Origin of the sequence: Kitasatospora sp. SolWspMP-SS2h, assembly GCF_003259315.1 — a bacterium.
GTDB lineage: Bacteria > Actinomycetota > Actinomycetes > Streptomycetales > Streptomycetaceae > Kitasatospora > Kitasatospora fiedleri.
The window spans coordinates 65,073-90,533 of the sequence record NZ_QLLT01000010.1; the positions used below are offsets into that span (position 1 = coordinate 65,073).

Genomic DNA, 25,461 nt, shown 5'->3' on the forward strand with positions numbered 1-25,461 from the left:
TTCGTCTCCCTGGACGTCGTGCGGAGGTGCGGGGCGGGTGGGGTGGGGTGGAGCGGGTGGAGTGGAGCCGGGGTCAGCCGCGGGCGGCGGCGGGCTCCGGGGCGGTGCGGGTGCGCGGGGCCAGGCCGTCGAGGTGCCGGACCAGGTCGGCCAAGCCGCTGCGGGTGGCCGGGGCGACGTACTGGACGTGGCCGTCCGGGCGGAGCGCCACCAGGACGGGGCGGGGGCCGAACGCGCGGAGCAGGGTGGCGGACGCGGTGTCGTCCACGGTGCGGACCACGGCGGGGCGTCCGGCGAGCGCGGCGGCCACCGCGGCACTGCCCCGGTCGTCGGCTCCGGCGGGGCCGGACGGGCCGGACGGGCGGCGGACCAGGACGGTGAAGCCGTCGCGGTCGAGCGCGGGGTCGGCCGGGGCGGCGGACGTGGCGGGGGCGGCGGGTCCGCCGAGGGCTTCGGGGGCGCCGAGGGCTTCGGGGGCTTCAGGGGCTGCGGGGGCGAAGACCGGCAGCCGGTCGCCCGGCCGCGGGTGGCCGGGGCGGGCGCGCCGGAGGCCGTCCGCCGCGTAGCTGACGTCGGTCTGGGCCATCATCGGCGCGATCCGGCGGCGCAGCAGGCCGCCCAGGGCCGCGCCGCGCACCAGGGTGTCGCGCAGGACCCGGCGCGGGCCGCCCGCGATCATGCCCCAGCGGGTCTGGGCGGCGGTGACGGCGGCGACCCGGGCGACCGCGGCGTGCCGTTCGCGGTGGTAGCTGTCGAGCACCGCGGCGTCGAGGGTGCCGCGCAGCACGCCGGCCAGCTTCCAGCCGAGGTTGAAGGCGTCCTGGAGGCCGTAGTTCATGCCCTGCCCGCCGGCCGGGCTGATGATGTGTGCGGCGTCGCCGGCCAGGAAGCAGTGGCCGTCGCGGAAGCGGTCGGCGATCCGGCAGCGGACCCGGAACGATCCGGTCCAGCGGGGTTCGCCCAGTTCGCCCAGGCCGGGGGCGCGCCGCCGCAGGGCTTCGGCGAACACCCCGGCGGGCGGCGGCTCGGCCGGGTCGCGGTGCGGGATGCTGATGGCGACCCGGAACAGCCCGTCGGGCAGCGGGACGACGCCGAGCGCGCCGTCGGCGGTGTAGCAGTAGTGGAGGGTGTCGCGGGCGGCCGGGCCGTCGATCGGCGCGTCGGCGATGCCGAAGGTGACGTCCACCGTGTCGCCGTCGAAGCCGATGCCCAGCTTCTTGCGCACCGAGCTGTGCGCGCCGTCCGCGCCCACCAGCCAACGGGCGTGCGCCTGCTCCTCGTTGCCGTCGGGGTGGCGCAGCCGCGCGGTGACGCCGCGGGCGTCCTGGCGCAGGTCCTCGAGGACGACGCCGCGCTCGACGGTGCCGCCGAGTTCGGCGAGGCGCTCCAGCAGCAGGCGCTCGGTCTCGTACTGGGGCAGGGTGGCGGCGAACGGGTACGGGGTGTCGGCGATCCGATCGACCGCGGCCCGGCCGAGCAGCCGGCCCTCGGAGCGGTAGCCGATGCCGGTCAGCCGGTGCCCGGTGGCCGCCAGGCGCTCCGCGACGCCGATGCCGCGCAGCAGTTCGAGGGTGCGGGGCCAGACCAGCACGGCCCGGGACCGGGGAGCCGGGGCGGGCGCGGCGGCGCTGTCCACCAGGCGCACCCGCACGCCGCGCTGCAGCAGGTCGCAGCCCAGGGCGACGCCCACCGGGCCGGCGCCGACGATCAACACCTCGCTGCTGCCGACCGGCCGATCGGGCTCCATGGCGCTCAACTCTTCTCCTCCGGTGCGGTGGGTGCGGGCGGTGCGGGCGGTGCGGACGTGCGTGACGCGGTCGGACGGTGCGGACTCCGCCGGACGGTGGGGCGGGCGGTACGGGGCGCCGCCCGCCCCCGGGTGACCGGCCGTCAGGGACGGTGCCGGCCGGTCGGCGGGTCGGGCCGTCAGGCCGCGGCCGAGAAGTGCCGCTTGCGCAGGAACAGTCCGATCAGCAGGGCGGCGAGCAGCACCACCCCGGCGTCGACGGCGATCGCGGTGCGGACGCCCTCGGCGACCGCGCTCTCGCCGTGGCCGGCGGCGGCGATCCGGCTGGTGGCCAGGGTGCTGATGATCGGGATGCCGATGGTGATGCCGACCTGCTGCGTCATCGAGGTGATGCCGGTGGCGCGGCCCTGGTCGTCGTCGGAGACCCCGAGGGTGCCGGTCACCATGAAGGAGACGATCGACAGCACGTGGCCGAAGCCCCCGACGGTGGTGGCGGCGATCATCAGGGTCAGGCCGGGGCCGTGGTCGGTGCCGATCAGCAGCAGCGCGGCGGTGGAGACGCCCTGGATGACCAGGCCGAGGACCAGCGCGGTGCGGCTGCCGAGGCGGCCGATGATCCGGGCGGTCCGGAGGCCGCCGAAGAAGGCCGCGGTGCCCAGGCCGCTGAACGCCAGGCCGGTGACCAGCGGCGAGTAGTGCAGGGCGTCCTGGAGGTAGAGGGTCATCAGGAACACCACGGAGGACATCATGGTGAAGGTGACCAGGCCGCCGATGTTGCCCCAGCTGATGGTGGGGCGGGCCAGCAGCCGCACCGGGAGCAGCGGTTCGGCCGTGACCCGCTCGATCGCCCAGAAGGCGACCAGCAGCGCGGCGGCGGCGGCCAGCAGGACGAGGACCCAGGTCTCCGTCCAGCCGTGCTCGCCGGCCCGGGTGATGCCGACGACCAGGGCGACCAGGCCGGTGCAGACGGTGAGCGAGCCGGGCAGGTCGATCGAGACCCGCTGACCGGAGCGGCTCTCGGTCAGCAGCCGGGGCGCGGCGGCCAGGACGGCGACGGCGACGACCACGTTGATCAGGAAGGCCCAGCGCCAGTCGAGCAGGCCGGTCAGCACGCCGCCGAGGATGGCGCCCGCGGTGAAGCCGGCCGACATCAGGGCGCCGTTGAGGCCCATCGCCCGCTCGCGGAGCTTGCCCTCGGGGAAGGACGTGGTGATCAGGGCCAGCGCCGAGGGCGTGGTGATGGCGGTGGCCAGGCCCTGCCCGACCCGGGCGACGATCAGCTGGGTGGGCGTCTGGGCGAGGCCGCCGAGCAGCGAGGAGAGGCCGAGCAGCGCCATGCCGCCCAGGAAGAGCCGCTTGCGGCCGAGCAGGTCGCCGACCCGGCCGAAGATCAGGGTGAACCCGGCCGCGGTGAGGGCGAAGGCGGTGACGATCCACTGCAGGCTGCTCAGCGAGAAGTGCAGCGAGGAGCCGATCTCCGGCACCGCGACGTTCAGGATGGAGAAGTCTGCGGCCAGCATGAACTGGGTGGCCAGTAGTACGAGCAGGATCGCCTTCTGACGCTGCGACATCTGCTCGTCACCGGTCTGCACCGGTTCGAGGTCTTGCACGACGGTCACGGTGGACTCCTGGTTTGTCCTTGATTGGCCATAGACGCTTCACGCGGTATCGAGGGTTGAGTCTATAGCGATGGTAGGTCAAATATAAAGACCCTGACACATGCCACGGTGTGGACGACCGGGCCGACCGGTCGTCCGGACGGCCGGGCGGCCGGTCAGACGGTCAGGACGTGCCGCCCCTGACCGCTCCGACCGCTGCTCAGCAGGGGTGCGGGCGCGTCCACGCCCCAGCGCAGCAGGGTGAGGCCGACGTTCATGCCGCCGCCGAAACCGGCCAGCAGCACCAGTTGGCCCGGCCGCAGCTCGCCCGAGGCGAACACCGCGTCCAGCGTGATCGGCACCGAGGCCGACCCGGTGTTGGCGAACTCCCGCACCGTCAGGCGCAGCGCCGACTCCGGCAGTCCGAGGCTGGGCAGCAGGCTGCGCAGCATCTCGCCGTTCGCCTGGTGCGGGACGAAGTGGTCGATCTGTTCGGGGCGCAGCCCGTTCTCCCGCAGCAGCTCGGCGATCGCCTGGGGCAGCTCGGCGGAGACGAACTCCCGCACCCCGCGCCCGTCCATCCGGAAGAAGTGGCCGCCCTCGCGCACCGTGCTCTCCGAGGGCGGCGTCCGGCTGCCGCCCGCCGGGACGCTGATCAGGCGGTGCTCGTCGCCGTGCCCGCGCAGCACGGTGTGCAGCAGGCCGCGGTCGGCCGCCACCGGGCCGAGCACCACCGCGCCGGCCCCGTCGCCGAACAGGACGGCGGTCCGGCGGTCGGAGTAGTCGAGGATCCGGGAGTAGACGTCGGCGCCGATGACCAGCGCGTGGCCGCCGCCGCGGACCCGCAGCAGGCCCTCCGCCATCGCCAGCGCGTAGACGAAGCCGCTGCACACCGCGTTGACGTCGACGGCCGCGGCCTGCCCGGCGCCGATCAGGTGCTGCACGATGCTGGCGGTGGCGGGCTGGGGGTGGTCGGGGGTGGAGGTGGCCAGGACGATGACGTCGACCCGGTCGGCCGGCAGTCCGGCCGCCGCCAGGGCGCGCGTCGCGGCCAGCGCGGCGAGGTCCGAGGTGGCCTGGTGCGGCGCGGCCCGGCGGCGCGCCACGATGCCGGTGCGGTTCTCGATCCACTCCGGGACGACCCCGGCCGCCGGGGCGATCTCCTCGTTGGGGACGGTGCGTTCGGGCAGGTAGGAACCGGTGCCGAGGATGCCGACGGCGGGGGCCTGGTCGGCCTGGCTGTACGGGGGCATGGGGTGTTCTCCTCCTGTGCTGACGGTGCTGGCGGTGCCGGCTGTGCTGGTGCGTCGTGCCGGGGGGCGCTGCGGTGCGGTCCGCCGGCCGCCGCGCACGGCGGTGTGCGCGGCGGCGGACGGGCACCGGGGGTGCGCGGCGGTCGGCGGGGCTCAGTGCCCGGGGGCGGCGTCCAGGAACTGCCAGCCGCGGGTGCGGGCGGCCTCGGCGAGCACCGGGTCCGCGCCGACCACCAGGCCGCGGCCGACGGCCTCCAGCAGCGGCAGGTCGCTGGCGTGGTCGCCGTAGGCGAGGCAGGCGTCGAGGTCGGCGCCGCGCAGCCAGGCCGCCGCGGTGGCGGCCCTCGCCTTGCGGCCGCCGATCATCGGCCCGACCACCTCGCCGGTCAGCTCGCCCCGGCGGACGATCGGCCGGGTGCCCAACGCCCCGTCCGCGCCGAGCAGTTCGGCGACCGGGTCGAGGCAGGCGAAGAACGACCCGGAGAGCAGCACCACCGCGGTGCCGCGGGCCCGGTGCGCCCTGAGGTGCGCGACCGGCTCCGCCAGCAGCAGCGACCCGCCGGCCTCCGCCGCGCCCCGCAGGGCGTCCTCGAACCAGGCGCGGCCGGACGCGGCCAGCTCGGTCGCCCGCTCCCCGGCGAACAGCCGGTAGTAGCGGCGGTTGATCTCGTGGCGCGGCGTCCCGGCGGCGGCGTCCGCGTGCAGCTGTCCGACCAGCGCGTCGTAGGTCTCCGGCCGTTCGCCCCGGCGCTCCAGGTGGAACCGGAGGAAGGAGAACATGCTCTTGACCGCGATCAGCGTCTCGTCGACGTCGAAGAAGGCCATCGGGGCCGCCACGGCGGTGGGGGCCCCGGCCGGTGCGAGGGTCAGCGGCACGCCAGCTCCAGGTCCACCACGATCCGGCAGTTGGCGGCCCCGTCCTGGGTGGCCAGCACCTCGACCGGGATGGGCGCGCCGGACAGCAGCGCCTCCCAGTCGGGCAGCAGCGCCTCCAGGCGCAGCGGCGAGTCCAGCTCGGCGAAGCGCTCGTACCGGGCGTCGACCGCCTGCACCCGGACCTTCCCGGGCGCCAGTCCGATGTGCTCCCGGACGGTGTACAGGGCGAGTTGGCGGGCGCCCTCGATCAGCACCATGCCGGGCAGGTGGTCCTGCGGGTGGTCGAACAGGCTCGGGTGGTCGCCGGCGATCCGCAGCGTCGACGTCGCGCCCCGGCCGGTGGCCGTCACGTCCAGCAGCACCGCGTTCTCCGGCAGCCGCCGGCCGACGAGCGGCGCGGCCACCGGCTCCCCCGCGACCGCGCCGGTGGCGAAGTCCGCGGTGGAGCCCATCGGGCGGCCCTCCCGGCCGCGCAGCCGCAGTTCCTGGTACTCCCCCGCCGCCTTGAAGCGCAGGCCGACCGTGGCCCGGCCGGCGTCCTGGACCGCGCCGGAGCCGTCGGCCACCGCCAGCGTGAGGACGTAGTCGACGCCGGTGGTGCGGCCGTCGCGCTCCCGGACCCGTTCCGGGTCGAGCCGGAGCAGCAGGGTGGTCGGCCTGGTGCCGCGGGCGAGCAGCTCGGGCCGGGTGATCCGCAGGTCCTGGTGGGTCAGGATGAACTTGTCGGTCCGGGGCACCCCGTGCTGGAGGTGCGAGGCGGCCAGGGCGGCCTGGCGGCAGACCTCCATCAGCAGCACCGGATCGTGACAGGCGGGCGCCAGCGAGTGGTCCCCCCAGTAGGCGTGCGATCTCGGCAGCTGGGCCGAGGCCAGGGTGCCGCCGCGCGGGTCGGGGACCATCGCGGTGACGAAGACCTCGCTGAGCGCACTGCGGTGCACCAGGGCGCGGTCGATGGTGCTGTCGGTGCGCGGCAGGGCCGTGCCGGCCGGCGGCAGCACCGTGGAGATCCGTGTCGACACGGAAGCGGACGCCTCTTGGCGAGACGGGGCGGTGGACGGCATGACTGGGACACCTTCCTTGAAGAGGGATCGAAGAGGGATCACCGAGGCTCCGGAACGACCGGCCCCCGCGTGCCGGGCACGGCGACGACGGGGCTCACCGCGGGAAGCCGCGGGATCGTCCGGCACCGGACCGGGCACGACGGCGTGCCGGACGGCTCCGGTGGGGTCAGGACGTACGGGGGGCGTCCCCTCCGGCGTGCCGCACTGCACGCGGGGTCCACGAGGACGCGAGGAGGGGAGCGAAGGGGTCGGCTCGGTGGCCGACGGCTCGGCCCGGGCGAGCGGCGTCGCTGCCGCACCGGGAGGAGGGGACCTGGCTGTGCTGCGGACCCGGCCCGTCGGGAACCGGACGGGAGCGCCGGAGACCGGACGCGGGGTCGGGAGAACGGGTCAGGGGAACGGGTCGGGAGGTCTGATCGGGGCGCTGTGCCTGGACGCTGGATCGGAACGCGGGGTCGGGACGCCGGCTCGGGACGCCGGGCCGGGTCGGGACGTCGGGGTGTCGGGGTGTCGGGGTGTCAGAGGGCCTGGACGACCAGGGCGGTCCAGGTGAAGCCCGCACCGGCGGAGATGACCAGCAGGTGGCCGCCGGGTGGAACGAGGCCCCGGGCGTCGGCCTCCGCCAGCGAGGCGGCGGCGTCACCGGCGCCGAGGTGGCCGGTGTCCGGGCCGAAGTCCAGCACCTCGCCCTCGACCAGCCCCGCCAGGGCGGGTAGGTACGCGCTCTCCAGGACCGAGCGGCCCAGGCGCGGCAGGGCCACCGGCAGGGTGGCGTTCGGGCCCAGCCGGGCCTGCTCCAGCGCGCCGGTCACCGCACGGCGCAGCGAGCGGTCGACCGTCTCTGCGAACACCTCCTTGCCCGCCCGGACCAGGAACGCCTTCTTGGTGCGCCGCACGTCGAGCGCCGCACCGTGCTGCCGCGGGGCCGCGGAGAAGGCGTCGTCCCCCCGGTGCATCAGCTCCAGTTCGGGCGCGGCGACGGTCGCCAGGCCCGCGACCCGGTAGCGGGCGTGCTCCCGGGTGAGCAGCAGGGCGGTGCCTCCGTCGCCGTACGCCACACCGTAGTCGGCGCGCCAGCGCTCGAACCCGGGGGCGGGGAAGCTGTCCGCCGTGGTCACCAGGGCGGCTTCCACCCCGGGGTCGGCCGCCATCCGGTCGAGCGCGATCCGCAGGGCGGCCGCGCCGCCGTTGCACATCTGCTGCACGCCGACCGGCTCGGCATTGCGCGCCCCCAGCGAGGAGGCCACGTAGTGCGCCGGGGACCAGAAGTCGTGGCCCTGGTGGTGGATCCAGGCGTGCGCGACCAGGCCCAGCCGGTCGGCCGTCAGCCCCGCGCGCTCCAGCGCCGTCCGCCCCGCCTCGACGGCGAGGTCCGGTGCCGCGCGCCGGTCGTCCACCGGCAGCCGGCGGTAGCCGTCCCGCCGCACCTCGTCGGCGTCGGCCCGACCGGCCAGCACAGCGGCGCCCGATGTGTCGTGCCGGGGTGGGAGATGCAGAACAGCAGAACGTATTCCGCTTCTGCTCTCACCACCGCCTTTTACCTCCCGGAAATACATGGCTTCCCCCCGTGTGACCTGCCGCCGCTCTCCGGCGGTGGCTGAAAGCTATCATGACCTTGATTCAAGTGTCATTAGATTTTTTCTCCCCTGACCCTGACACAAGACAAGGTAAGGAGCTTCACCCGACGCATCCGAACCGGTAGCCTGGAGCAACCAATGGGCCGCCGACGTCCGAACCGTGCACGGATGTCCGAACTGCGCACCGGGGTCCCACCAAGGAGGAAAGATGCCGACGACGGAGTCGGAGCTGCCGTTCGACCAGCGGCTCGGCAGTCTCATCAAGCAGGCCGAACAGGCCCTGATCGCCGAGAAGAACCGGGTGCTGCGCCCCTTCGGCCTGACGGTCCCCCAGTACTCGGCCCTGCTCCTCCTGGCGGAGAACCCGAACATCTCGGGCGCCCGGCTGGCCCGCATCTGCGGCGTGACCGCGCAGGCCATGAACGGGGTCATCTCGCTGCTCGACCAGCGCAAGCTGATCAGCCGGACCAACTCGCCCGACCACGCCAAGGTCCTCCTGCTCCGCCTCACCCGGGCCGGCACGGCCCTGCTCCGCAAGGCGGACCGCGAAGCCGTAGCCGTGGAGCGCCGTCTGATGCACTCCTTCGACGACCAGGACCTGGCCGCCTTCCGCAAGCAGCTCACCATCGCCATCGAGGTCCTGTCGGAGCACGCCGACTCCTGAGCCCGCCCCGGCTCCCGGCCCCGCCCCGGACCGCGATCCTCGCCCCGGCCCCACTCCGGTTGCATATCAAGGCAGTTGACGCGCCGTCACCCCGGTCGGGGCGCGCGGGTTCAGGCGGTCGCCGTCACGCCCGCCACGGCCAGCAGCAGCACCGCCGAGACCGCGGACAGGCGCCGCGCCGCCGCCGGGGTGGCGCCGAACCGGCCGCCGAGGCGGGCGGCGGCCAGGGCGACCGCCGAGTAGACGGCCGCACAGCACAGGACGTTGACCGCGCCGAGCGCCGCGACCTGCCCGCCGACCGGCAGCCCACCGTCCGGGGTGACGAACTGCGGGACCAGCGACAGGTAGAGCAGCAGGCCCTTCGGGTTGAGCAGCGCGGTCAGCAGCGACTGCCGCAGCACCGTCCGGGCGGGCTGCGGACCGGCCGCGGCCAGGGCCCGGGCGCCGCCGCCGTCCCGGCGCAGGGCCAGCAGCATCCCGGCGGCGAGGAGCACCAGGTAGCCGGCCCCCGCCAGGCGCAGGGCGGGCAGCAGCGCGGGGACGGCCCGCAGTGCGGCGGCCAGCCCGGCGGCGGAGAGCAGGGTGTGCACGGCGTAGCCCGCGCAGACGCCGGTGACGGCGGTGAGCGCGGCGCGGCGGCCCTGGCCGAGGCCGCGGGCGGCGATGTACAGCCAGTCGGGGCCGGGCGTGCAGACCAGCAGCACGTCGACGCCGAGGAAGAGCAGCAGGGCGTGCGGGTCCATGGGCACCTTCGGGAGGGCGTTCGGGGGAGCATCGGGAGGGGAAAATCTCAGCACCCGGACGCTAGCCGTCCACCGTTGGCAGCCGATGTCCCGTTTTCGCTGGTCACCGCCCTGCTCTGGCAGAATGTTGCGCCATGGACCGCCTCGACCGCAGAATCCTCCACGAGCTCCAGCAGGACGGCCGGATCAGCAACGCCGACCTGGCCGATCGGGTCGGCCTGACCCCGTCCCCGTGCCTGCGCCGGGTGCGCCACCTGGAGCGGCAGGGCGTGATCCGCGGCTACCGCGCCCGGCTCGACCCGACCGCCGTCGGACGCGGCTTCCAGCCCTTCGTCACGGTGGTGATGCGGCACGAGGACCGGGCCACCGTCGCCGAGTTCGAGCGCCGGGTGGCCGAGCTGCCGGAGGTGGTCGAGGCGCACCGCCTGTTCGGCGACCCGGACTACCTGCTGCGGGTCGCGGTGGCCGACCTCGCCGCGTACGAGCGTTTCGTCACCGACGTGCTCTCCGGGCTGCCGGGCATCGCGCAGGTGCACTCGCACCTGACGATGAAGCAGGTGAAGGCCGACACCGGCATCCCGGTGGCCTGAGCCCCCTCCCCCGGTGGCCCCCGGTGCCCCGCGCCGCCCTCCCCGCGCCGCCCTCCCCGCACCGTCCTCACCGCACCGCTCAGGCCGCGGCCGCGGACTCCCCGGGGACCTGCTCGATCCGGCGCAGCGAGTGGAAGTGCACCACCGTCGGCGGGTGCTCCAGCTCGCGCAGCTCGCCCTCCGACCAGACCGGCCGGATCCGCCACATCGGCCCGGCGTACGCCCGCAGCGCCTCCTCGTCCCGCCAGCGGGTGATCATCTGCACCCGGTGGTCCCCGTCGGCGCGGGCCCGCAGCAGTTCGCCGCCGAGGAAGCCGTCCCACCGGCCGAGGTCGGGCAGCACGGTCGAGGCGAGCCTGGCGCAGAAGTCCTCGGCCCGGTGCGGAGCGACCTGCGCCTCCCGGATTCGGATGATCATCTCGGCCTCCTCGGCCGGACCCCGGACCCCGCTGCCCATGATCGGACGGACCCCCGCCGTTTCGTTCCGGTTCCTCCGGTTCTCTCCGGTTCTCTCCGTTCGGACCGCCGCCGATTGCCGCCCGCCCGCCCCGGGCCGAGACTCGGCGGTGGACCCGTACGACGAGAGGAGCCCCGACATGGCGATCTGCGTGGTGTGCCAGAACGACTACTGGCTGTCCTTCGAGATCAAGACGATCACCGGCGACACCTACGTCTTCGACAGCTTCGAATGCGCGATGGAGAAGCTCGCCCCCCGCTGCGAACAGTGCACCGTCCGCATCGTCGGCCACGGCGTCGAAGTCGCCGGCCGCTTCTTCTGCGGCGCCCACTGCGCCCGCGCCAACAGCGTCCTGGGCGCCGAGGTCCGCGACGCGGTGGGCAGCCGCCCGTCCTGAACCCCGCCACCCGGCCCCCGGGGCGGCCACCGCTGTGCGCGGTGGCCGCCCCGCCGTCCGTTCAGAAGGTGAACCCCAGCGAGCGGACCCGCGGGCCGGTCGCGGACGGGACAGTGTCGGGGGCGGTGGTGGCGCGGATCTCCGGGAGGCGGGTGAGCAGTTCGCGGAGCAGGGCGCGCAGGTGGAGGCGGGCCAGGTGGGCGCCGAGGCAGAAGTGCGGGCCGCCGCCGAAGGCGAGGTGGGGGTTGGGCGAGCGGGTGATGTCGAAGGCGTCGGGAGCGGGGAAGACCGACTCGTCGCGGTTGGCGGAGCCGTAGCAGAGGAGCACCCTGTCGCCCGCGGCCAGCCGGAGGCCGGCGAGGCGGTGGTCGACGGCGACGGTGCGGCGCAGCCGGTCGACCGGGGTGGCGCAGCGCAGGACCTCCTCGACCGCGCCGCCCAGGTGGGCGTCGAGGTCGCCGAGCAGCAGGGCCCGCTGGGCGGGGTGGACGGTCAGCAGGTGCAGGCCGCGGGCGAGCGCGTCGCGGGTGGCCCGGACGCCGAGGTCCAGCAGCAGCGTGCAGAACGCGGTGAGTTCGCGGACGTCCAGCCCGCGGCCGTCCGGGCCGGGGGCGACCAGGGCGGAGATCAGGTCGTCGGCCGGTCGGCGGCGGCGTTCGCGGGCCGGGGCGGCCACCGCCCGCCGGACCGCCAGCCGGAGCGCCGACCCGGCCCGGGCGGTGTCGTCGCGGTCCGACCGGTCCGCGGCCCGGCGCAGGCGCTCCGGCGGGAGGCCCAGCATCGAGCAGAGCACCCGGTACGGGAGTTCGGCCGCGACGGCGGCGACGAAGTCGGTCGGGCGCTCCCGCTCCAGCCGGTCGACCAGCTCGGCGGCGGTGGCCCGGACGTCCTGCTCGACCGCGGCCAGCAGCCGGGGCGTGAACGCCCGACCGACCGTCCAGCGCAGGTCGGCGTGCCGGGGGTCGTCCAGGTCGAGCAGCGAGCCGCCGAACAGCGCCCGCGCCCACCGGCCCGGCTCCGGCCCGCCCGCCCCCGGCCCGGACAGGTACACCTCCGGCGCGCGGCCGGCCGCCGTCACCTCGGCGTGCCGGACCAGCGCCCAGCAGCGCCGCCCCGTCGCCCGGTCGGTGAACCCGACCGGGCCGGGACGCTCGCGCAGCCGGGCGAACGCCGCGGCCCGGGCCTCCTCGGGGAGCCGCCAGAACGCGGGGTCGCCGAGATCGATGCCGCGCGGGGCGGCGTGCACGGTGACGGCCATGGGGACGTTATCGCGCAACCGGTGACGCTGAGTCAAATCACCGTGACACGTGGCGACCGTCCCGACCGCGGCGATCGCCCCGGCCGACCCGACCGTCCGCCGTCAGGCCCGCGGGTCGGCGCGGTGGGGGTCGGCGGCGTAGGGGTCGGCGTACGGCCCCCGGCCCGGCCGCGGCAGCTCGCCGCCGCCGTGCTTCGCGTCCGCGTCCTCCGCGTCCGCGCCGGTGTCCGGGTCCGCATCCTCCGGGCGTCGCGCCCCCTCGGGCTCGTACGGGGAGAGCTCCCGGGCCAGCAGCGTCGCGCCCGCCACCGCGCCCGGCATCGCCAGCACCGTCACCACCGGGATCAGGAACAGCAGCGCCAGGCCCGCGCCGAAGCCGAGCGTCATCGGCAGCCGGGAGCGCAGCAGCCGCAGCCGCTGCTTCTGCGACAGGCCGCGCTTCTGCAGCGGGGTGCCCGTCAGCTCGGCGGCCAGGTAGAAGCCGGACACGCACAGCGCCACCACCGGGACGACGGTCTGCCCCAGCACCGGGATGAACCCGCACAGGAACAGCACGATCCCGAACGCCGCCGCCCGCAGCAGCACCGCGAGGCTGTCCCGCGCCGCGACCCAGAGCTGGCGCCACAGCGGGACGTCCGGCTCCGGCGGGCCGCCGCCCTCGGTCTCCTCGACCTTCGCCGACAGCGACTCGTAGAACGGCTCGCCGATCAGCAGCGCCGCCGCCGTGAAGGTCAGCATCGACAGCAGCCCGCCCGCGACGACCCCCAGCACGGCGACGACCGTCCGCACGGCGTCGCGCAGCGGCTCGCTCCAGCCGTCCGCGAACGGCGTCGCCCAGGCGGCCAGGTCGCCCGCGTAGACGATCAGCACCGCCAGTGCCACCACGTACCCGACCAGGGCGATCAGCGCCGGGATCATCCCGAAGCCCCACCACCGGCCGTGCCGCGCCACCCACCGCTGCCCGCTGAACAGGAACCGCAGTCCCGCCCCGAAATCTCGCATCCCCGCACCCTAGAGGAACCGTCAACCCCGGCGGACGCCCACCCGCCCCTGACGGGCCGTCAGCGCCGGGCGCGCGGACCCGTGCGGCCCCGGCCCGGGCCGCACGGGCGGTCTAGCGGGGGCCGCCCGCCGGGGCGGACGCGCGGGCCGGCGCGGCGGGGGCGGCGGCGGGCCCGGCGGGGCGCAGGACGGCCGCCGCCGCGGCGGTGACGGCGCACAGCAGGGTGAGCAGCAGGAAGGCGTGGTTGAGGGCGGTCAGGTGGGTGAGCCAGCCGATGACGGCGGGGCCGGCCAGCATGCCGAGGTAGCCGAGCCCGGCGACCCGCGAGACGTTGGCGCCCGCGGCGGCCGGGTCGGCGTGCCCGGCGGCGCTGAACAGTTGCGGGACGCACCCGGACAGGCCCAGGCCGAACAGCGCCCAGCCGAGGAACGCCGCCCACACCCAGGGCGTCAGGGCGGCGGCGGTGATGCCGACGGCGGCGGTGGCCGCGCCGTACCGCAGGACGGCCGCCGCCCCGTACCGGGCCGAGACCCGGTCGGCGAGCAGGCGCCCGGTGGTCATCGCGGCGGCGTAGGTGCCGTAGGCGAACGCGGCGGTGCTCGCGGGCGCGCCGAGCACGTCCTTGAGGTGCAGGGCGCTCCAGTCGTTGGCGGCGCCCTCGCTGAGCATCACCATCAGCGCCAGCACCGCGAGGACCCTGATCCGGCGGCGGACGCCGCTGTCGGCGGACGACCCGGCGGACGCGGCCGGCGTCTCGGCCGACGCGGCCGGTGTCCCGGGCGTCCCGGCCGGTGCCCCGGGTGCCTCGGGCGCGGGCCCGTCCCCGGTCGGCGCCGCGCCGCCGGGCAGCAGGCCGCGGGCGGTCAGCAGGGCGGTGGCGGCGCCGGCCGCGCCGAGGAGGGCGAGGGTGGCGGCCGGGCCGAGCCCGGCGGCGGCGGACGCGGCGGCGGCCCCGGCCGCGATCACGCCGCCGACCGAGAAGGTGGCGTGGAAGCCGGACATGACGGGACGCCCGTACGCCTGCTCCACGTGCACGGCGTGGGCGTTCATGCTCACGTCCAGGCAGCCGTTGGCGAAGCCGAAGACCAGCAGCGCCCCGGCCAGCGTCCACGGGTCCGGGGCCAGGGCGGGCAGCACCAGCGACGCGGCGCACAGGACGCCGGAGGCCGGGACGACGGCCCGGGCGCCGAGGCGGTCGGTGAGCGGTCCGGCCGCCCGCATGCCGCCGAAGGCGCCGAGGCCCAGCAGCACCAGCAGGCCGCCGAGCGCGGCGTGGCCGATGCCGACCCGGGTCTCGATCGCGGGGATGTGCACGACCCACGCGCCCATCAGGGTGCCGCACAGGACGAAGTAGACGTAGGTCGCCACGCGAGCGGCCCGGAGCGAGCGTTCCATGCGGACGACCATAACGAACATCCTGGATGTTCGAAAGTGGCGGTATCGAACAGATTGCCTGTGCGTTGTGCGGTGCGGTTCAATCTCGGTATGAACAACGCGGAGCGGCACGCCCTGATCGCCCAGACCGTCCGGGACGCGGGCAGCGCCACCGTTCCGGAACTCGCCGAGCTGACCGGCGCCTCCGGGATGACCATCCGGCGCGACCTGGACGCCCTCTCCGCGCAGGGCGTCCTGGAACGCTTCCGCGGCGGGGCCCGCACCCTGCTGCTGCGCGGCGAGGAACCCCCGTTCGCGCTGCGCGCCCGCGAGGCCGTCGACGCCAAGCGCCGGATCGCCGCCGGGATCTCCGCCCTCATCGCCGACGGCGAGACCGTCGTCCTCGACAGCGGCACCACCTGCCTGGAACTCGCCCGCCTGCTGCGCGAACGCCCCGTCACCGTGATGCCGCTCTCGCTGCCCGCCATCCACGTCTTCGGCGACACCCCCGGCCCGGCCACCCTGATCGTCCCCGGCGGACAGCCCCGCGCCGCCGAGGGCGCCCTGACCGGCCCGCTGACCCTCGCCTCGCTCTCCGCCCTGCGCTTCGACACCGCCGTCCTCGGCTGCTGCGCCCTCAGCGCCGCCGACGGCCTGACCTCCTACGACCTCGACGACGCCACCGTGAAGAGGGCCGCCACCGCCGCCGCCCGCCGCACCCTCGCCGCCGCCGACGGCGGCAAACTCGGCCGCACCGCCTTCGCCCGCGCCGTCCCCACCGACCACCTGCACACCCTGGTCACCGACCCCACCGCCCCGCCCGCCGAACTCGCCGCCCTCGAAGCCGCCGGCGTCGCCGTCACCGTCGCCTGACCCCGCCCGGCGTGGCGGAGGGCCCCGCACCGGGTACCCGGAGAAGGTGGACGCCGAAGAGCGGCGGGACGGACGACGGAGGTGGCCGGTGGACGGCGGAGTGACGGCGGAGCAGGCCCGGACGTGGCTGGACGTCGCGGTGGCCGAGGCGGAGACCGGACTCGCGGAGGGCGGCATCCCGATCGGGGCCGCGCTCTTCCGGCGAGACGGGCGGCTCCTCGGACGCGGACACAACCGGCGGGTCCAGGACGGCGACCCGTCCCTGCACGCCGAGACCTCCGCGTTCCGGGACGCCGGACGGCTGCGCGGCTACCGCGACACGGTGATGGTCACCACCCTCTCGCCCTGCTGGTACTGCTCCGGCCTGGTCCGCCAGTTCGGCATCGGCCACGTGGTGATCGGCGAGTCCACCACCTTCACCGGCGGCCACGACTGGCTCGCCGCCCACGGCACCGGCATCACCCTGCTCGACGACCCGCGCTGCGTACGCCTGATGACCGACTTCGTCACCGCCCGCCCCGACCTCTGGTCCGAGGACATCGGCGCATGACCCCCGGCCGCCCCCACCGGAACGGCACCGCCCGCCGCCGCGCACCAGGCGCGACGACGGGCGGAACACCCCACTCCCGACGGACCGTCAGGCCCGCACGGAAGCCACCGCGGCCCCCAGCGCCTCCTTGATCCGCGGCCCGAGCCGACCGAACCCGAGCTCCTTCATCGCCGCCCGCAGCAACTCGTCGTCACTGCGCTTCTCCCCGTCCGCGTCCAGCCAGGCCACCAGCGCGACCAGCTCCTCCGCGGAGTACCCGGTGATCGGCTTGCCCGGCGTCAACTCGGGCTTGACCGGCCCGGCCGCCACCACAACAGCCTCGGGCTCGGGTTCGGGCTCCGGCTCCACGGCCTCGGGCTCGGGCTCGACCACAGCAGCCTCGGGCTCCACGGCCTCCGGCTCCACCGCAACGGGCTCGACCTCGGGCTCCGGCTCCGCCACGACGGCTTCCGGCTCCACGACCTCGACGGCCTCCGGCTCCGGCTCCGGCTCCGGCTCCGGCTCGACCACAACAGCCTCAGTCTCGACCGTCACAGCCTCGGCCTCCGGCTCCGGCTCCACGACCTCGGCCTCAACGGCGACAGCCTCGACCTCAACGGCCTCCGGCTCCGCCACCTCGGCCTCGACCACAACAGCCTCAGCCTCGACGGCCTCCGGCTCCGCAATCTCGACCGTGGCCTCGACCTCGGTCTCCGCCACCGGCTCAACGGCCTCGACGGCGATCTCCGCCTCCGGCTCCTCAGCAGCAGCCTCAGCAGCCTCGACCTCGATCACCGACTCCTCGACGGCGACCTCAACCTCGGTCTCCACCGCCGGCTCCTCGGCCACCGGCTCCGAGACCTCAGCCTCGGTCTCAGTCTCGGTCTCCGCCTCGGTCACGGTCACGGCCTCGGTCTCCACCGCGACAGCCTCGGTCTCCACCACCGTCTCCTCGACAGCGGTCTCGACCTCCGCCTCCGCAGCCGCCCGCGGTCCCGCCGCCAGCGCGGCCTTCGCGGCGACGTGCCGGTCGTACGCCGCCAGCGCAGCGTCCTTGTCGGCGCGCCGCTCGTGCAACTCGTCCAGCAGCTCCGTGAGCCCCTGCTCGGCGAGTTCCAGCCGCAGCTGGCGCAGGGCGGAGAGGCGGTAGAGGGTGCCCTCGTCGGCGGCCAGGCGGTCGACGAGTTCGGCGAGTTCGGCGAGCGGGAGGGAGTCGAGGGCGCGCTCGGGGAGGAGGCGGGCCAGTGAGCGGACCGCGTCGGTGAGCGACTCGACGACGTTGGCGGTCTCGGTGAGCAGGGTGCCGTCCACGGGCACCGCGGGGCGGGAAGCCGCGGTGGAGAGGATGTTCCAGTCGCGGTGGGTGGCCGCGGCGGCGACCAGCGCGGCGTGCAGGTCGGCGCGGCCGGGGCGGGTGCCGGCGGCGGCGAGGGCGCGGGCCTGGGCGCGGAGCTGGCGGCGGCGGTTCCAGCCGAGCTTGGCGCCGCTGTCCTTGCGGTAGGCGGCGCTGCCGGTCGCGGCGGCGAGTTCGATCAGGTCCTGCTCGTAGACCTCGGTGCGCAGCGTCGCGCTGGTGGCGTGGACGCGCTGGAGGAGTTCGAGCAGGGTGGCGAGGCCGCCGAGGGTGTCGGGGATGTCGAGGCCGGCCTTGGCGGCGATCGCGTTGGCGGCCTGGCCGATGGCGCGGGTGTCGCGGCTGCGGAGCTCGGCGAGGACGGTGGACGCGGCGCGGGCGTCCTCGGGCCCGGTGAGCGTCTCGGCGGCCTCCAGCCAGGGGTTGGCGTCGGCGGTGAGGGTGAAGCCGCCCTGGTCGGCGAAGCGGCCGAGTTCCTCACGGGTGCTCTGGCGGGTCTCGCCGTCCGTCGCGGACGCGGTCGCGGACGCGGCGTCGTCGGCGTCGTTCAGGGTGCGCACTGTCATGTGAAGTCCGGTTCGTGGCGTTTGGCGGGCAGAAGGACTGGCGGGGCGGGTGGGGTGGTTGCGGCGGTGGTGGCGTCGCGGGAGGCCAGAATACGGGTGCGCGTTCGAGCCGTGCACGCACCGGCCCTCCGTGAAATGCCGGGCCGCGGCGGACCGGTGGCGGTGGGCGCGGGCCCGTCCGCGTGGTCCGCATGGTAGGGAGCGGCACCGACAGTACGCCCCGCCGGGGTGGGGGCCGGGCGTTGGGTGGGGTCATCGGCGCTCTCAGCTCGTCCGGCCGGGGACGCCGGGAGCGCCGGGGGCACCGGGGGCACGGCCGGGGGCGGCGTCCGCGGGCAGGAAGCGGCGCAGTTCGGCGAGCCCGACGGGCGGCTGGTGGTCGCGGACGTGGTCGCGGTGCCACCAGGCGCCGGTGTCGCGCAGTTCGGGGCCGTCGGTGAAGCGGTAGCGGTACAGGCGGGCCCGGACCAGCGCGGGCGGCGCGTCGGGGAAGGGGTTGCGGCGCAGCAGCCGCAGGGTGGCGGGGTCGTTGACGAGCAGGCGGGCGAGCAGCGGGAGGAACCAGGGGCGGGCGTAGGACGGGGAGATCGCGGCGAACCACATCAGCCAGTCGAGCCGCAGGTGGTAGGGGGCGAACTGCCGTGGCAGGCGGCGCACTTCACCGGGTTTTCCGGGGAACTCGTACTCCTGCCAGCCGTCCGCGCCGCGCGCGTCGCGGGTGCCCTCCAGGACGATCTCGTACCTGGTCCGGTTGACCGAGCCGAACGCGCCGTAGCTGTTGACCAGGTGGAGGCGGTCCCAGGAGCGGTTCATCTGCTGGCGCGGGGAGACCAGGTTGCGCGCGGGCTGCCACGAGCGGGCGAGCACCAGCAGCGCGTACGCGGCCACCAGGGCCTGGTACCAGGCGGGTTGGCCCGGGTAGCCGTGGTCGGGGCCGACCGGCAGGGCGCGGCGCAGGGTGCCGGTGTCGAGGACGGACAGGGCGAGGGCGACGGTGAGCCAGTTCAGCCAGGCGAAGTTGCCAGAGGCGATCAGCCACAGCTGGGTGGCGACCATCAGCAGGGCGGCGTCGGAGGCGATCGGCTGCGGGAGGAACAGGCTGAAGGGGACGGCGAGTTGGACGACGTGGTTGGCGGCGGCCTCGACCTTGTGCAGCGGCCGGGGCAGGTGGTGGAAGAACCAGCTGAGCGGGCCGGGCATGGGCTGGGTCTCGTGGTGGTGGTAGAGGCAGGTGAGCTTGCGCCAGCAGGCGTCGCCGCGCCACTTGATCAGTCCGGCGCCGAACTCGACCCGGAACAGCAGCCAGCGCAGCAGCCACAGCACGGGCAGCGGCGGGGCGACCCGGTCGTTGCCGAGGAACACGGCGAGCGCCCCGGCCTCCAGCAGCAGGGACTCCCACCCGAAGGCGTACCAGGTCTGCCCGGTGTTGACGATCGACAGGTAGAGGACCCAGAGCAGCGCCCAGAGCGCCATCGCCGCGCCGAGCGGCAGCAGGTTCGCGGCTCCGGCGAGCAGGGCGGCGGACAGCAGCAGGCCGGTCCGGGCGAGGGCGGCGTAGAGGCGGTCGCTGTAGTGCCAGTGGAACAGGCTGGGGGCGCGGCGGAACGGGACGCGGGCCAGGAAGCGCGGGATCGGGAGCAGGCCGCGGCTGCCCAGCAGGGCGCGGAACTGCCGGGCGGCGGCGAGGAATCCGCAGCCGTAGACGAGGGCGAGCAGGCGCAGGAACAGCTCGCGGGCGAGCCGGTACTCGGGTGCGGCGAACCATGCCATGCGGCCGCTCCTCCGATCGGCTGCGCCAGGGCCCGCCCCCATGCCTACCATCCGGCGCGGCCGGGGCGGCCCGGCCGGGGGCGCGGTGGTGCGCCGGTTCATCCGGTCGGCCCTGTCCGGCGTGCGGTGGAGGGGATTCGCCCGTAGTGACCCGTACCGGGTGCTGGAACTCCCTGCCGGGCGCGGGCGGAGTGTGGTGTCATTCCGCCGAACGCCCGTGTCAGGACCAAGACCAGGAGACGCCCATGTCCGCGCCCTCCCCGCAGACCCCGGCCGACGCCGACCCCGACTGTCCGGCCCCGGGGGCACCCCCCTCCGACGCGCCCTCCGCTCCCGCTCCCGCCTCCGCCTCCGCCTCCGCCTCCACGGCCGGGGCCGCCGTCCCCCCGGGCGGGCTCGGGGCGGCGGTGTGGGCGGCGCTCGGCGTCGTGTACGTGGTGTGGGGGTCGACCTACCTGGCGATCCGGGTGGTGGTGGAGACCATGCCGCCGCTGCTGTCGGGCGCGCTGCGCTTCGGCGCGGCGGCGCTGCTGCTCGGGGCGGGCCTGGCGGTCCGTCAGGGGTGGCGGGCGCTGCGGGTGACGTGGCCCCAGTTCGGCTCCGCGTTCCTGGTGGGCGCGCTGCTGCTGGTCGGCGGCAACGGGCTGGTGGTGCTGGCCGAGCGCACCGTGCCGTCGGGGCTGGCGGCGCTGATGGTGGCGAGCGTGCCGCTCTGGGTGGTGCTGCTGCGCCGGGTGTTCGGGGTCCGGACCGGCGGGACCACCCTGGCGGGGGTGCTGCTCGGGCTGGTGGGCCTGGTGGTGCTGACCGCGCCGGGCCTGACCGGCGAGGTCGGGCTGTCGGGGCTGCTGCTGGTGGTGGTCGCCGCGGTGGTGTGGGCGCTGGGCTCGGTGCTGGCGGGCCGGCTGCCGATGCCGGCCGACCCGTTCGTGGCGAGCGTGTACGAGATGCTGGCGGGCGCGCTGGGCGCGCTGGCGCTGTCGTTCGTCCGGGGCGAGCCGGGCCGGTTCGACCCGGGGGCGGTGTCCACCGGATCGTGGGCGGGGCTGGTGTACCTGGTGCTGTTCGGATCCATTGTCGCGTTCACGTCTTACGCTTGGCTGCTACAGCGCGCACCGCTGACCCTGGTGGCCACCTATGCGTACGTCAATCCGGTGGTGGCGGTTTTCCTCGGCTGGCTCTTCCTCTCCGAGGCGCTGACCTGGCCGATCATGCTCGGCGGCGCGATCGTGGTCGGTGGCGTGTTCCTGGTGGCCCGTAACGAGCGGTGAACGCTCCGTAGGCAAATCTCCCGGATTGCATTCAAGAAGGTAACGACTTGGCTGAATCACCCCCACCAATGATTTACTTCTTGACGACACATGATGGGTGGGCTTGACTCCCCTTCACCTCGCCGTAGGGACACGGCGCTGTCAGGGAGGCACCACCCACCATGAACTCGATGACGCGTCGACTCGTCATCGGCACGGCCGCCGTGTCGATGGCGCTGTCGCTCGCCGCCTGCGGGGACGACAAGCCCTCGTCCTCGGGCAACCAGTCCATCGGACTGCTGCTGCCCGAGCGATCCTCGTCCACCCGCTACGAAGCGTTCGACAAGCCGCTGATCCAGGCGTCCGTCGAGGGGCTGTGCACCAAGTGCGCCCTCGACTACGCCAACGCCGACGGCGACGAGAAGGTGCAGAAGGAGCAGTTCGACGCCCTGCTCTCGCGCGGGGTCAAGGTGATCCTGCTCGACCCGGTGAACGCCGCCGTCACCGCGCCGTGGGTCGAGGAGGCGAAGAAGAAGGGCACCAAGGTCATCGCGTACGACCGGCTGGCCGCCGGCGACGTGGTCGCCTACATCTCCTTCGACAACCAGCGCACCGGCGAACTCCAGGGCCAGGCCCTGCTGGACGCGATGGGCAAGGCCGGCAAGAAGCCCGCCGACTCCGACATCCTGATGATCAACGGTGCGGAGACCGACCCCAACGCCGCCGCCTTCAAGACCGGCGCGCACCTGGCGCTGGACGGCAAGGTCAAGCGGATCGCCTACGAGCAGTCCGGCGAGTGGAAGCCCGAGGTCGCCTCGGCGAAGATCGACGAGGCCGTCTCCAAGCTCGGCAAGAACGGCTTCCAGGCCGTGTACTCGGCCAACGACGGCATGGCCGGCGCGATCATCGACGCCCTGCACAAGGCCGGGCGCACCGACGTGCCGGTCGGCGGGCAGGACGCCTCGCTGGACGCGATCCGCCGCATCCTCACCGGCGATCAGGCGTACACCATCTACAAGCCGTACCAGCCGGAGGCCGAGGCGGCCGCCAACATGGCGGTCTACCTGGTCAAGGGGATCGACATCACCTCGGTGGCGGCCGCCGTCACCCAGTCCGGCGACAAGCAGATCCCCTCGATGCTGCTCACCCCGGTCGTCGTCACCAAGGACAAGATCGCCGAGACGGTGATCGACGGCGGTCTCTACAAGGCCGAGGACATCTGCACCCCGCAGTTCGCCAAGGCCTGCAAGGACGCCGGCATCCCCGGCTCCTACTGACCGGAGCGGGCGGCGCGGCACCTTGTGCGGGGGCGCCGCCCCGCCCGCTCCACCTCGCCGGAACCTCCCGCCCCGGCCGGCTCGTCCGTCCCGGCCGCCGTCCGCGCCCCGGGCCCGGCTCGGCCCTCACCGGCGGAAGCCGGTGCGCGAACCGCCGGGGCGGAACGTCCTCCCGGCGACGGGGAGCGAGATCACAGGACGGCGACGCGGTACCCGCGGCGGCCCGGGCTGTGATGCACTGGGCGCCTTGCCGAACGATGGGGAGCGTCGCGACATGGACCTGCAGACCGACTACTTCCGGGCCGCCGACGAGGCCGCCGTGCGGAAGGTGATGACGGGTGGGGAGCGCCCGGCCGCCGAGGTGTTCGAGTCGGTGCGGGCCCGGGGGATCGACCCGACCGTGGTGCTGCCCCGCCTGGTGTCCGCGTTGCGCGAGGAGGACGCCCCGGCCCCCGTGAAGGACGGCCCGGACCGCTCGGTGTGGCCGACCGGCCTGCAGCCCTGGCACGAGGAGGCCCCGGCCACCGCCGTCGACTTCGAGGACCCGTGGATGACCGGCCCCTGGGTGGTCGAACTCTCCGACGAGACCCGGGACGCCCTGGCCGGCGTGCAGCGCAAGCGGCTGCCCCGGCTCACCAGCCAGTGGGCCCGCACCGAGGAGGTGAAGAGCGTCGAGCGGATCGAACTCATGAAGCTGATCCACCAGTTGGGCGTCCTGGCCCGCCGCGCGCAGCAGGACGGGCAGCATCTCTACTGCGTCCTGACCGCCTGACCGTCCGCCGCCCGCACCCGCTCCGCCGCCTTCTCCGTTTTCCCCTCCGCCTTCCCCTTCCGCCAGGCCCTCCTCCGACCGGCCCGGTTCCGCCCGGCCCGCTGGGTGGCCGCGATGCAGGCGACGACGGCGAGGGCGGTCGGGACGGCGGTGGCCGGCAGTGTCTCGGCGAGCAGCAGGACGGCCCAGCAGAGCGTCAACAGCGGCTGGGCGAGCTGGAGTTGGCTGGCGCGGGGGACGCCGATGGCGGCCATGCCGCGGTACCAGACGACGAAGCCGCCGAACTGGGAGACCGCCGCCAGGTAGGCCAGTCCGGTGACGCCGTGCCAGTTCCAGCGCGCGGGTTCGACGGTCAGCGCGAGCGCGCCGGTGAGCGCGGTGACGGGCAGCGCGGCGACCACGCCCCAGCCGATCACCTGCCAGCCGGGCATCCGCCGGGCCAGCCGCCCGCCCTCCGCGTAGCCGAACGCGCAGACCAGCAGGGCCCCGAACAGGTACAGGTCGGCGGTGGTCAGGCCCGCGCCGCCGCTCTGCTGGACGGTGAAGGCGAGGACGGCGGCGGCCCCGGCCAGCGCGGCGGTCCAGAACGCGCGCGGGGGCCGCGCCCCGGCCCGCAGGGCGCCGACGGCGGCGGTGGCCAGCGGCAGCAGGCCGATCACCACGGCGGAGTGCGCGGTGGAGGAGAGCCGCAGCGCGAGCGTGGACAGCAGTGGGAAGCCGACCGCGCAGCCCACCGCGACGGCCGCCAGGCCCGGCCAGGCGGACCGGGGCGGGACGCGGGCGCCGGTGGCCAGCAGGCAGGCCCCGGCGAGCAGCCCGGCGAGTATCCCGCGCAGGCCGGTGACCGTCCACGGGCCGAAGCCCTCCAGGGCCCAGGCGGTGGCGGGGAAGCTGAACGAGAAGGCGAACACCCCGAGGGCGGCCTGGGCGGTGCCGCCGACCGCTATCGGGCGGAGTGCGGTAGCGCTATCTTTCTCTGACATGCAGGACGGTAGCAGTTGCCGCCCGTCGCCCGGAAGGGCCGTCCCGCACCACCGGAGGAGAAGAGCAGATGACCGTCCAGGAGCTGACCGACGCGCTGCGCGGCACGGTGTTGCGCTACTCCCGCGGCGAGCGGATTCCCAGTAGCAGGGAGTTGGTGGAGCGCTACCGGGTCAGCCCGGTCTCGGTGTCGCGGGCGATCCGGGAGCTGGTCGCGGAGGGCGTGGTGGTGTCGCGTCCGGGCGCGGGGGTGTTCCGGGCCGGTCCGCGGCCGGCGCCCGCCGCGCGGGGCGACTTCTCCTGGCAGGAGGTGGCGCTGAGCGCGCAGGCGGGTGCGCCGCCCGCCCGGGTGGTGGACGCCTCGGGGGTGCTGGCGGCGCTCGCGCCGGCCCCGCCGGAGGTGATCGACCTGAACAGCGGCTACCCGCACGCCTCGCTGCTGCCGGAGCGGGCGCTGGCCGGTGCGCTGGCCCGGGCCGCCCGGCGTCCCGGGGCGTGGGGGCGCCCGCCACTGGAGGGGCTGCCGGAGCTGCGCGGCTGGTTCGCCCGGGAGGTGGGCGGCGGGGTCACGGCGGCGGAGGTGCTGGTCACCGCGGGCGGGCAGAGCGCGCTGACCTGCGCGCTGCGCTCGCTGGCCCCGCCCGGCGCACCGGTGCTGGTCGAGTCCCCCACCTACCCGGGCCTGCTGGCGATCGCCCGGGCGGCGGGGCTGCGCCCGGTGCCGGTGCCGGTGGACGCGGACGGGGTGCTCCCGGAGCTGCTGGAGGAGGCGTTCGCGGCGTCGGGGGCGCGGCTGTTCGTCTGCCAGCCGCTGTTCCAGAACCCGACCGGCTCCGTTCTGCCCCCGGGGCGGCGGCGGGCCGTGCTGGCGGCGGCGAAGCGGGCGGGGGCGTTCGTGGTGGAGGACGACTTCGCCCGGCTGCTGGCCCACACCGACGCGGGCGAGCTGCCCGCGCCGCTGGCCGCCGACGATCCGGACGGCGTGGTGGTGCACGTCCGCTCGCTGACCAAGGCGGCCTCGCCGAGCCTGCGGGTGGGGGCGCTGGTGGCCCGGGGCCCGGCGTTGGCCCGGTTGCGCTCCGTCCAGGCGGTGGACTCCTTCTTCGTGCCCCGCCCGCTCCAGGAGGCCGCCCTGGAACTGGTCGCCGCCGCCGAGTGGCCGCGCCACCTGCGTTCGCTGGCAAGGGAGTTGACCGATCGGCGGCAGCTCTTCGCGACCGCGCTGGCCGCCCGGGCGCCCGCCCTGCTGCCGCCGGGCCTGCCGCGCGGGGGTTTCCACCTCTGGCTGCCGCTGCCCGACCGGGTCGAGCCGGCCGCCTTCACCGCCGCCGCCCTGCGCCACGGCGTCGCCCTCTCCCCCGGCCCGAACTACTTCACCGCCGAGCCCGGCCCCCGCACCCGGGTCAGCCTGGCCGCCGCCGAGCACCCCGCCCAACTCACCACCGCCGCCGACCGGTTGGCCGCCGCCCTGGAGTCCTTCGACTGACGGGT

Annotated in this window: 23 protein-coding genes; 9 read left to right on the forward strand and 14 right to left on the reverse strand. The window is 75.3% G+C overall.

The annotated features are described in order from the left end of the window. Window positions 1-73: 73 nt before the first annotated feature. The 6 genes from K353_RS14240 to K353_RS14265 all read right to left on the reverse strand — a co-directional run bounded on the left by K353_RS14240 (window position 74) and on the right by K353_RS14265 (window position 7,992). Complete coding sequence (locus tag K353_RS14240; protein WP_111553963.1) at window positions 74-1,747, reverse strand: FAD-dependent monooxygenase; 1,674 nt, start codon at window positions 1,745-1,747, stop codon at window positions 74-76. A 179-nt stretch (window positions 1,748-1,926) separates the two neighbouring features. Beyond that, window positions 1,927-3,318: an MFS transporter gene (locus K353_RS14245; protein ID WP_111554106.1), complete on the reverse strand. Its 1,392-nt coding sequence runs from the start codon at window positions 3,316-3,318 to the stop codon at window positions 1,927-1,929. 203 nt (window positions 3,319-3,521) lie between these two features. Continuing rightward, window positions 3,522-4,598: a 3-oxoacyl-ACP synthase III family protein gene (locus K353_RS14250; protein WP_111553964.1), complete on the reverse strand. Its 1,077-nt coding sequence runs from the start codon at window positions 4,596-4,598 to the stop codon at window positions 3,522-3,524. Between the two features lie 153 nt (window positions 4,599-4,751). Next, window positions 4,752-5,474 carry an HAD family phosphatase gene (locus tag K353_RS14255; protein WP_111553965.1) on the reverse strand — a complete coding sequence of 241 codons (723 nt, stop codon included), beginning with the start codon at window positions 5,472-5,474 and terminating at the stop codon, window positions 4,752-4,754. Beyond that, the gene (locus tag K353_RS14260) at window positions 5,465-6,493 is read right to left on the reverse strand and encodes an AfsA-related hotdog domain-containing protein (RefSeq protein WP_158585407.1); all 1,029 of its coding nucleotides are present in this window, start codon (window positions 6,491-6,493) and stop codon (window positions 5,465-5,467) included. The genes K353_RS14255 and K353_RS14260 overlap by 10 nt, the downstream gene beginning before the upstream one ends. 560 nt (window positions 6,494-7,053) lie before the next feature. Next, window positions 7,054-7,992, reverse strand: coding sequence for a ketoacyl-ACP synthase III family protein (locus tag K353_RS14265; RefSeq protein ID WP_233533578.1), 939 nt, complete (start codon window positions 7,990-7,992; stop codon window positions 7,054-7,056). Window positions 7,993-8,320: 328 nt separating this feature from the next. Here K353_RS14265 and K353_RS14270 point away from each other — a divergent pair, with 328 nt between their 5' ends. Continuing rightward, complete coding sequence (locus K353_RS14270; protein ID WP_111553968.1) at window positions 8,321-8,776, forward strand: MarR family winged helix-turn-helix transcriptional regulator; 456 nt, start codon at window positions 8,321-8,323, stop codon at window positions 8,774-8,776. A gap of 110 nt (window positions 8,777-8,886) precedes the next feature. Here the strand turns inward: K353_RS14270 and K353_RS14275 are convergent, their stop codons facing one another. Next, window positions 8,887-9,519, reverse strand: coding sequence for a LysE family translocator (locus K353_RS14275; RefSeq protein ID WP_111553969.1), 633 nt, complete (start codon window positions 9,517-9,519; stop codon window positions 8,887-8,889). A gap of 134 nt (window positions 9,520-9,653) precedes the next feature. Between K353_RS14275 and K353_RS14280 the strand changes: the two genes are divergently transcribed. Beyond that, complete coding sequence (locus K353_RS14280; RefSeq protein ID WP_111553970.1) at window positions 9,654-10,109, forward strand: Lrp/AsnC family transcriptional regulator; 456 nt, start codon at window positions 9,654-9,656, stop codon at window positions 10,107-10,109. Window positions 10,110-10,188: 79 nt separating this feature from the next. Here K353_RS14280 and K353_RS14285 read toward each other — a convergent pair whose 3' ends face one another. Continuing rightward, window positions 10,189-10,527, reverse strand: a complete 339-nt coding sequence (locus K353_RS14285; protein WP_158585408.1) for an antibiotic biosynthesis monooxygenase — start codon at window positions 10,525-10,527, stop codon at window positions 10,189-10,191. 178 nt (window positions 10,528-10,705) lie between these two features. Here K353_RS14285 and K353_RS14290 point away from each other — a divergent pair, with 178 nt between their 5' ends. After that, window positions 10,706-10,963, forward strand: coding sequence for a Prokaryotic metallothionein (locus tag K353_RS14290; protein ID WP_100839697.1), 258 nt, complete (start codon window positions 10,706-10,708; stop codon window positions 10,961-10,963). A 61-nt stretch (window positions 10,964-11,024) separates the two neighbouring features. Here the strand turns inward: K353_RS14290 and K353_RS14295 are convergent, their stop codons facing one another. The 3 genes from K353_RS14295 to K353_RS14305 form a co-directional block, all read right to left on the reverse strand. Next, window positions 11,025-12,221, reverse strand: coding sequence for a cytochrome P450 (locus tag K353_RS14295; RefSeq protein ID WP_111553972.1), 1,197 nt, complete (start codon window positions 12,219-12,221; stop codon window positions 11,025-11,027). Window positions 12,222-12,323: 102 nt separating this feature from the next. Continuing rightward, window positions 12,324-13,223 carry an EI24 domain-containing protein gene (locus tag K353_RS14300; protein ID WP_111553973.1) on the reverse strand — a complete coding sequence of 300 codons (900 nt, stop codon included), beginning with the start codon at window positions 13,221-13,223 and terminating at the stop codon, window positions 12,324-12,326. A 112-nt stretch (window positions 13,224-13,335) separates the two neighbouring features. Then, window positions 13,336-14,619 carry an MFS transporter gene (locus K353_RS14305; protein WP_233533579.1) on the reverse strand — a complete coding sequence of 428 codons (1,284 nt, stop codon included), beginning with the start codon at window positions 14,617-14,619 and terminating at the stop codon, window positions 13,336-13,338. A 90-nt stretch (window positions 14,620-14,709) separates the two neighbouring features. Here K353_RS14305 and K353_RS14310 point away from each other — a divergent pair, with 90 nt between their 5' ends. Both K353_RS14310 and K353_RS14315 read left to right on the forward strand, forming a co-directional pair. Next, on the forward strand, window positions 14,710-15,471 hold the full coding sequence (locus K353_RS14310) for a DeoR/GlpR family DNA-binding transcription regulator (protein WP_111553975.1): 762 nt from the start codon (window positions 14,710-14,712) through the stop codon (window positions 15,469-15,471). An 88-nt stretch (window positions 15,472-15,559) separates the two neighbouring features. Next, window positions 15,560-16,021: a nucleoside deaminase gene (locus tag K353_RS14315; RefSeq protein ID WP_111553976.1), complete on the forward strand. Its 462-nt coding sequence runs from the start codon at window positions 15,560-15,562 to the stop codon at window positions 16,019-16,021. Between the two features lie 87 nt (window positions 16,022-16,108). On the opposite strand, the gene K353_RS14320 is transcribed toward K353_RS14315, so the two are convergent. Then, window positions 16,109-17,920, reverse strand: a complete 1,812-nt coding sequence (locus K353_RS14320; RefSeq protein ID WP_146616462.1) for a hypothetical protein — start codon at window positions 17,918-17,920, stop codon at window positions 16,109-16,111. Between the two features lie 264 nt (window positions 17,921-18,184). Next, window positions 18,185-19,690, reverse strand: a complete 1,506-nt coding sequence (locus K353_RS14330) for a lipase maturation factor family protein (RefSeq protein ID WP_233533580.1) — start codon at window positions 19,688-19,690, stop codon at window positions 18,185-18,187. A 245-nt stretch (window positions 19,691-19,935) separates the two neighbouring features. Here K353_RS14330 and K353_RS14335 point away from each other — a divergent pair, with 245 nt between their 5' ends. The 3 genes from K353_RS14335 (at window position 19,936) to K353_RS14350 (ending at window position 22,989) form a co-directional block, all read left to right on the forward strand. Next, the gene (locus tag K353_RS14335; protein ID WP_111553979.1) at window positions 19,936-20,961 is read left to right on the forward strand and encodes an EamA family transporter; all 1,026 of its coding nucleotides are present in this window, start codon (window positions 19,936-19,938) and stop codon (window positions 20,959-20,961) included. Window positions 20,962-21,122: 161 nt separating this feature from the next. Next, window positions 21,123-22,217, forward strand: coding sequence for a sugar ABC transporter substrate-binding protein (locus K353_RS14340; RefSeq protein ID WP_111553980.1), 1,095 nt, complete (start codon window positions 21,123-21,125; stop codon window positions 22,215-22,217). A 274-nt stretch (window positions 22,218-22,491) separates the two neighbouring features. After that, window positions 22,492-22,989, forward strand: a complete 498-nt coding sequence (locus K353_RS14350; RefSeq protein ID WP_111553981.1) for a hypothetical protein — start codon at window positions 22,492-22,494, stop codon at window positions 22,987-22,989. Here the strand turns inward: K353_RS14350 and K353_RS14355 are convergent. Beyond that, on the reverse strand, window positions 22,968-23,972 hold the full coding sequence (locus tag K353_RS14355) for a DMT family transporter (protein WP_111553982.1): 1,005 nt from the start codon (window positions 23,970-23,972) through the stop codon (window positions 22,968-22,970). The genes K353_RS14350 and K353_RS14355 overlap by 22 nt on opposite strands. Window positions 23,973-24,040: 68 nt before the next feature. On the opposite strand from K353_RS14355, the gene K353_RS14360 reads away from it, so the two are divergent. Then, window positions 24,041-25,456 (forward strand): PLP-dependent aminotransferase family protein, encoded by a 1,416-nt coding sequence (locus tag K353_RS14360; protein ID WP_111553983.1) that lies wholly within the window; start codon window positions 24,041-24,043, stop codon window positions 25,454-25,456. The last annotated feature ends 5 nt before the right edge of the window (window positions 25,457-25,461 follow it).

Coding starts and splice junctions, on each gene's coding strand:
- K353_RS14240 (WP_111553963.1), bottom strand. CDS start 1,747: ATGGAGCCCGATCGGCCGGTCGGCAGCAGCGAGGTGTTGATCGTCGGC.
- K353_RS14245 (WP_111554106.1), bottom strand. CDS start 3,318: ATGTCGCAGCGTCAGAAGGCGATCCTGCTCGTACTACTGGCCACCCAG.
- K353_RS14250 (WP_111553964.1), bottom strand. CDS start 4,598: ATGCCCCCGTACAGCCAGGCCGACCAGGCCCCCGCCGTCGGCATCCTC.
- K353_RS14270 (WP_111553968.1), top strand. CDS start 8,321: ATGCCGACGACGGAGTCGGAGCTGCCGTTCGACCAGCGGCTCGGCAGT.
- K353_RS14275 (WP_111553969.1), bottom strand. CDS start 9,519: ATGGACCCGCACGCCCTGCTGCTCTTCCTCGGCGTCGACGTGCTGCTG.
- K353_RS14280 (WP_111553970.1), top strand. CDS start 9,654: ATGGACCGCCTCGACCGCAGAATCCTCCACGAGCTCCAGCAGGACGGC.
- K353_RS14285 (WP_158585408.1), bottom strand. CDS start 10,527: ATGATCATCCGAATCCGGGAGGCGCAGGTCGCTCCGCACCGGGCCGAG.
- K353_RS14290 (WP_100839697.1), top strand. CDS start 10,706: ATGGCGATCTGCGTGGTGTGCCAGAACGACTACTGGCTGTCCTTCGAG.
- K353_RS14295 (WP_111553972.1), bottom strand. CDS start 12,221: ATGGCCGTCACCGTGCACGCCGCCCCGCGCGGCATCGATCTCGGCGAC.
- K353_RS14300 (WP_111553973.1), bottom strand. CDS start 13,223: ATGCGAGATTTCGGGGCGGGACTGCGGTTCCTGTTCAGCGGGCAGCGG.
- K353_RS14305 (WP_233533579.1), bottom strand. CDS start 14,619: ATGGAACGCTCGCTCCGGGCCGCTCGCGTGGCGACCTACGTCTACTTC.
- K353_RS14310 (WP_111553975.1), top strand. CDS start 14,710: ATGAACAACGCGGAGCGGCACGCCCTGATCGCCCAGACCGTCCGGGAC.
- K353_RS14320 (WP_146616462.1), bottom strand. CDS start 17,920: ATGACAGTGCGCACCCTGAACGACGCCGACGACGCCGCGTCCGCGACC.
- K353_RS14330 (WP_233533580.1), bottom strand. CDS start 19,690: ATGGCATGGTTCGCCGCACCCGAGTACCGGCTCGCCCGCGAGCTGTTC.
- K353_RS14335 (WP_111553979.1), top strand. CDS start 19,936: ATGTCCGCGCCCTCCCCGCAGACCCCGGCCGACGCCGACCCCGACTGT.
- K353_RS14340 (WP_111553980.1), top strand. CDS start 21,123: ATGAACTCGATGACGCGTCGACTCGTCATCGGCACGGCCGCCGTGTCG.
- K353_RS14350 (WP_111553981.1), top strand. CDS start 22,492: ATGGACCTGCAGACCGACTACTTCCGGGCCGCCGACGAGGCCGCCGTG.
- K353_RS14355 (WP_111553982.1), bottom strand. CDS start 23,972: ATGTCAGAGAAAGATAGCGCTACCGCACTCCGCCCGATAGCGGTCGGC.
- K353_RS14360 (WP_111553983.1), top strand. CDS start 24,041: ATGACCGTCCAGGAGCTGACCGACGCGCTGCGCGGCACGGTGTTGCGC.